The sequence below is a fragment of the Klebsiella sp. MS 92-3 genome (genome assembly GCF_000195655.1).
Taxonomy (GTDB): domain Bacteria; phylum Pseudomonadota; class Gammaproteobacteria; order Enterobacterales; family Enterobacteriaceae; genus Klebsiella; species Klebsiella pneumoniae.
Genome location: NZ_GL882861.1, coordinates 1 through 5655 on the forward strand (window position 1 = coordinate 1; position 5655 = coordinate 5655).

4 protein-coding genes are annotated in these 5655 nt (G+C 59.0%); 1 reads left to right on the forward strand and 3 read right to left on the reverse strand.

Annotated elements, in window-relative coordinates:
• Positions 1 to 459 precede the first annotated feature (459 nt).
• The gene (locus HMPREF9538_RS03040; protein WP_002887322.1) at positions 460 to 777 is read left to right on the forward strand and encodes a hypothetical protein; all 318 of its coding nucleotides are present in this window, start codon (positions 460 to 462) and stop codon (positions 775 to 777) included.
• Between the two features lie 40 nt (positions 778 to 817).
• On the opposite strand, the gene HMPREF9538_RS03035 is transcribed toward HMPREF9538_RS03040, so the two are convergent.
• The 3 genes from HMPREF9538_RS03035 to HMPREF9538_RS03025 form a co-directional block, all read right to left on the reverse strand.
• Positions 818 to 1942 carry an ABC transporter permease gene (locus HMPREF9538_RS03035; RefSeq protein ID WP_020316594.1) on the reverse strand — a complete coding sequence of 375 codons (1125 nt, stop codon included), beginning with the start codon at positions 1940 to 1942 and terminating at the stop codon, positions 818 to 820.
• Positions 1942 to 4686: a ribosome-associated ATPase/putative transporter RbbA gene (gene rbbA / locus HMPREF9538_RS03030; RefSeq protein ID WP_009486234.1), complete on the reverse strand. Its 2745-nt coding sequence runs from the start codon at positions 4684 to 4686 to the stop codon at positions 1942 to 1944. Before rbbA ends, HMPREF9538_RS03035 begins: the two co-directional genes overlap by 1 nt.
• On the reverse strand, positions 4683 to 5655 hold a 973-nt coding region (locus HMPREF9538_RS03025), incomplete at its 5' end, for an HlyD family secretion protein (protein WP_009486235.1). The genes rbbA and HMPREF9538_RS03025, both read right to left, overlap by 4 nt.

A 5655-nucleotide genomic window follows, 5' to 3' on the forward strand; every position in this document is an offset into this window, starting at 1 on the left:
TGTGGCCGGACAAGGTGCGCAGCACCGCCTTTATTGCTTCGCAAAATAGCGTGACGAATGCTTGTGGCATGGTCAACCGGATAGTGAATTTACCGGATGATACAAGTCGGAAAATAATTATCAGCAGCTACGATTAATATTATTTCTTTATTTCAGCGCCATTATATTGTGCTCCGGTAAAATAATGATGCGGCCTCTTCCTCCCACAAAATAACGCGTTTACGCTTCAGAAAAAATATTTCCGTGACTGGATACTTCGCTTCCGGATGTATTGTGGCGAACGGTATGCTTCTTCCCTGTTTTTGTCTAAATGAGCTTTATCATTAACACTTTGTTAACTTGATCTGGTTTATATGGCAGCAAATTTGATATACAAAGGGGGATGATTGCCTGTATGGATGCTGCCCGAAATACCTTGCGAGACATATGCTGGTTCTCGGCTGGCAAATGAGAATAGAAATGAAAATCCTGCTTAACTGGTCGCCATTGCGCCAGCTCTTCACTTACATTCAGGAGCGCTTTACCTTTCTGGTGCTGCTCTGCTGGCCTGCGATTATCTGGTTGTTCTGTCGGGTCGGCGTGTGGCTCACCGATAACGTTTATGAACTGCTGGGAAAATCACCCGCCCAGTCCTTCACCGTGTATCTGCAGCCGTTTATGACCCCCGGCACGCTGCTGCGCATCTCCATCAGCTGGGTGGTGTTGCTGTTCATTCTCTTCAGTATGGCGATGGCCTTCACCTGGGGTTTACGTCGCTTTATGAATCGCCATAAATAAACCATTCGGCCGCCGTAAGTCGACGGCCCTTCTTAAGCCTTTATGCCATCTCACCAATAGTCTTACGAAAACGCAGCAACGCGATAGTAAAGAACACTCCGCCGATAGCCAGCAAGGTTAAGAACTGCGGCCAGACGATGGCGAAGCTGGCGCCTCGATACAATATCGCCTGCGCCAGGCTGACGAAGTGGGTGGTCGGCATGGTCAACATAATATCCTGTACCAGCTGCGGCATACTTTCTCGCGGCGTGGATCCGCCGGAGAGCATCTGCAGCGGCAGTAAGACCAGGATCATCAGCAGCCCCAGCTGCGGCATCGAGCGGGCGAGGGTGCCCATAAAAATGCCGATCGAGGTAGTGGCGAACAGGCTGAGCGCCACCCCCAGCATAAACAGTGGAACCGATCCCTCAATGGGTACCTGCAAAATCCCCTGCACCATCAGCACCAGCGACAGCCCGGACACCACCAGCACCACCAGACCCATCGACCAGATCTTGGCCAGCATAATTTCAAACGGCGTGACCGGCATCACCAGCAGATGCTCAATGGTGCCATGTTCCCGCTCGCGGATCAGCGCCGAACCGGTGAGGACAATGGCCAGCATGGTGATATTGTTGATGATCGCCATCACCGCGCCAAAGCGCTCCTGCTCAAGGTTAGGATTAAAACGCATCCTTACCGCCAGCTCTACCGGCAGCACGCTGTTATCCCGATAGCGGGCGATAAAACTGTTTACTTCGCCGGTGATAATATTCTGGATGTAACCGTTGCCGGTAAAGGCCTGACTCATGCGCGTGGCGTCGACGTTGACCTGGATTTCCGGCTGCCAACCGGCCAGTACATCGCGCTGGAAGTTAGGCGGGATGTTGATGGCGAACGTGTAGCGCCCGGCATCCAGCCCGGCGTCCATCTCATCAGCGGTGATCAGCTCCGGCTCAAGAAACCAGGGACGGTAAAAAGCGTTAATAATGCGTGAGGAGAGCTGTGATTTATCCATATCAGCAACCGCGATCGGCGCCAGGTGCAGCGAACCGGGCATCACCGTGGCCGAGGAGTACACCGACACGGTAAACGCAAACACGATCAGCGCCAGCATCGCTTTATCACCGAGCAGGCTGCGCAGCTCTTTGACGCCAAGATTATAAATATTGCGTAATCCGCGCATCATCCCTCCTGTTTCTTCAGCAGCAGCACGCTCAACCCGAGCACCAGCGGCACCGCAATCAGTAGCGGAATGAATGAGCCCCACAAATCGCTAATATTCAGCGCTTTGGAAAAGGTCCCGCGGGCGATAGTCAGGAAGTGGCTGGTCGGGTAGATTTGCCCAATCCAGCGCCCGGGACCTTCCAGCGAGGCCACCGGATCGATCATTCCGGAAAACTGGGTTGCCGGGATCAGCGTAATAATCGCGGTACCGAAAATAGCGGCGATTTGGCTCTTCATAAAGGTTGAGATCAGCAGCCCCAGACCAGTGGCGATGGTGACATACAGCAGCGCCGCCAGGGTCAGCGTCAGGAAACTCCCCTTATGCGCGACGCCAAAGACAAAGACCGACAGCGCGCACAGCAGGAAGAAGTTAAACATCCCCAGTACGATGTAAGGCAGCTGCTTGCCGAGCAGGAATTCGCTGCGGGTGGTTGGCGTCACGTACAAGTTGATAATCGATCCGAGCTCTTTCTCACGCACTACGCTCAGGGCGCTGAGCATCGCCGGGATCATCATCAGCAGCAGCGGGATCACCGCCGGGACGATGGCCGGCAGGCTCTTCACATCTGGATTGTAGCGATAGCGGGTCTCGATGGAGATGAGCGAGGTATCGCGCTGCGGGCTGCTCTGCCGGCCGGCCATCTCCTGCAGCCAGGCCAGATGCATCGCCTGTACGTAGCCGCGCACGGTTTCCGCGCGGTTGGGCATCGCGCCGTCCACCCACACGCCGATTTGCACCGGCGTGCCGCGGGCGATATCGCGACCAAAGTTCGGCGGGATCTCTATTGCCACCGCCAGCTCGCCATCGCGCATCCGGCGGTCCAGTTCGTCATAGCTGTGCAGCGGCGCCTGCTCGATAAAGTAGCGTGAACCGGCTATGTTCTGCGACCAGCCCTGGCTGCTGAGGGTTTGATCGCGGTCGAGGACGGCAAAGCGCAGATCCTCAACGTCCATGCTGATCCCATACCCCATGATAAACATCAGGATCACCGTCCCCAGCAGCGCCAGCGTCGATCGTACCGGATCGCGGCGCAGCTCCAGCGCCTCGCGGCGGCTATAGCTAAACAGCCGGCGAAGACTGAAGGCCTGCCGTGGAGCCGTATGTCCGGAATGCGATGCCACAGCAGACGTGGGTTCTTCTGGTACTGGAGAGGACGGCTGGGCCTCTTTAAGCCAGGCGATAAACGCCTCTTCCAGGCTGTTTGAACCGCGCTGCTCGACCAGCGCCTGCGGCGTATCGCTGGCCAGCACTTTGCCGGCGTGCATCAGGGAGATACGATCGCAGCGTTCCGCCTCATTCATAAAGTGGGTGGAGATAAAAATGGTCACCTGATCCTGCCGCGCGAGGTCTACCATCAGCTGCCAGAACATATCCCGCGCCACCGGGTCGACGCCGGAGGTCGGCTCGTCGAGGATCAGCATCTCCGGGCGATGGATGACCGCCACCGCTAACGACAGGCGCTGACGGATCCCCAGCGGCAGATCGGCGGGAAGCGCGTCTTCAACCTCGGTCAGCATAAAGCGCTCGCACATTTCCGCCACCCGGCCGGGGATTTCGCCGTCCGGAATATGGAACAGGCGGGCGTGCAGCTCGAGGTTTTGCCGGACGGTCAGTTCGCTATAGAGCGAGAAGGCCTGCGACATATAGCCCACCCGCTGGCGGGTGGCGATATCCTTCGGGTCGACCGGCTGGCCGAACAGCCAGGCTTCACCTTCGCTGGCGGGCAGCAGGCCGGTGAGCATCTTCATGGTGGTGGATTTGCCGCAGCCGTTGGAGCCGAGGAAGCCGAAGATTTCACCGCGGGCGATGCGGAAATTAACGTGGTCGACGGCAACAAAGTTGCCGAAGCGCATGGTCAGGCCGCGCGCTTCGATGGCGATCTCTTCCTCACGGCTGTCGCGCGGTGGGATAACTACCGCCCTATGTGCCTGACGCTGTGCTTCTGGCAGCAGGGCGATAAACGCCTGCTCCAGGGTCTGGCTGCCGGTCTGGGCTTTGAGCTCTGCGGCGCTGCCGGTCGCCAGCACCTCGCCGGCGTTCATCGCCACCAGCCAGTCAAATCGCTCGGCCTCTTCCATGTAGGCGGTGGCCACCAGCACGCTCATCGCCGGCTGGCGCTGACGAATATTGTCGATAAGCTCCCAGAACTGCGCCCGGGAGAGGGGATCGACGCCGGTGGTCGGTTCATCAAGGATCAGCAGCTGCGGATCGTGGATCAGCGCGCAGCACAGGCCGAGCTTTTGCTTCATCCCACCGGAGAGTTTTCCGGCGGGGCGATCGCGAAACGGCGCCAGCCCGGTACTCTGCAGCAGCTCGTTGATGCGCAGTTCGCGCTCGGCTTTATCGTGGCCGAACAGGCGGGCGAAGAAGTCGACGTTTTCATACACCGAGAGAGTGTGATAGAGGTTTTTCCCCAGCCCCTGCGGCATCCACGCGATTTTCGGACACACCTCGCGGCGGTGATGCATATCGCGCATATCGCCGCCAAGCACCATCACGTTCCCCTGCTCGATGGTCCGCGCCCCGGCGATCAGCGAAAGCAGGCTCGATTTGCCGACGCCGTCCGGGCCAATCAGGCCAACCATACGCCGTGCCGGGATCGCCAGACTGATATCGCGCAGCGCGATGGTGGCGCCAAACTGCTGACCAACATGTTCCAGCAGGGCGACGGGGGGCGAGGTATCCTGCGGCGTCAGTTTCATTGCGGCAACCTCACCGCCAGGGCTTCAGGCCAGGGTTGTTGTTTATCCAGCCGTACGTAAGCCATACCGGGCAGGCCGGTTTTGACATACTCCAGGTGCTGCGCCAGCAGCTCCGGCGGGATACGCGCTTTGACGCGGAACATTAGCTTCAGGCGCTCGTCGCTGGTCTCGACCGTTTTCGGCGTGAACTGGGCGACGCTGGCGACAAAGCTGATATTGGCCGGGATCACCAGATCCGGCGCGGCATCAAGGACCAAGCGCGCTTCGCTGCCGAGCGCCAGCAGACCTGCCTGTTCGGTGGGCAGAAAAAAGGTCATATAGACATCGGCGAGATCGACCATGTTCAGTACCCGGCCACCGGCGGCCAGGACTTCGCCTGGCTCAGCGACGCGATACTGAATGCGGCCATCGCGGGGGGCTTTCAGCTCGCTATCGTCAATATCGGCGAGGATCCGCCGCTCGGTCGCCTGGGAGGCTTCGACGCGGGTTTGCGCCTGAATAATGCTTGTGCGGGCAGCTTCGATGGCGGCGCGGGCGGCGGAGACCTGGGCTTTCGCCGATTCCAGCGCCGCGCGGGCGCTCTCTGCGGCCGCGCGATCGTCATCCAGCTGCTGGGCAGAGACGGCGCCACGCTGGGAGAGGGTGTTGGAGCGAACATGGCGTTTCGCCGTGGAATCCAGCTCCGCCTGGCGCTGCTTCACTACCGCTTCGCTGGCGCGCATTTCACTTTGTCGCTGATCGAGCAAGGCTCTGGCGGCCAGGACCGCGCTTTCCGCTTCCTTGATTTGCGCGGCGGCTTCAAGACGCTGCTCGTTCAGTACCCGGGTATCCATTCTCGCCAGCACCTCTCCCTGGTGCACGAACTGACCCTCTTTGACCAGAATGGTGTCGATACGCCCGGCGATTTTACTGGCAATATCAACTTCGGTGGCTTCGATTCGGCCGTTGCTGCTGGCAAACCCCCCCCCC

What these genes read in the sequence shown, in the direction of transcription:
- HMPREF9538_RS03040 (WP_002887322.1), top strand. Translation starts at nt 460, where the DNA reads ATGAAAATCCTGCTTAACTGGTCGCCATTGCGCCAGCTCTTCACTTAC.
- HMPREF9538_RS03035 (WP_020316594.1), bottom strand. Translation starts at nt 1,942, where the DNA reads ATGCGCGGATTACGCAATATTTATAATCTTGGCGTCAAAGAGCTGCGC.
- rbbA (WP_009486234.1), bottom strand. Translation starts at nt 4,686, where the DNA reads ATGAAACTGACGCCGCAGGATACCTCGCCCCCCGTCGCCCTGCTGGAA.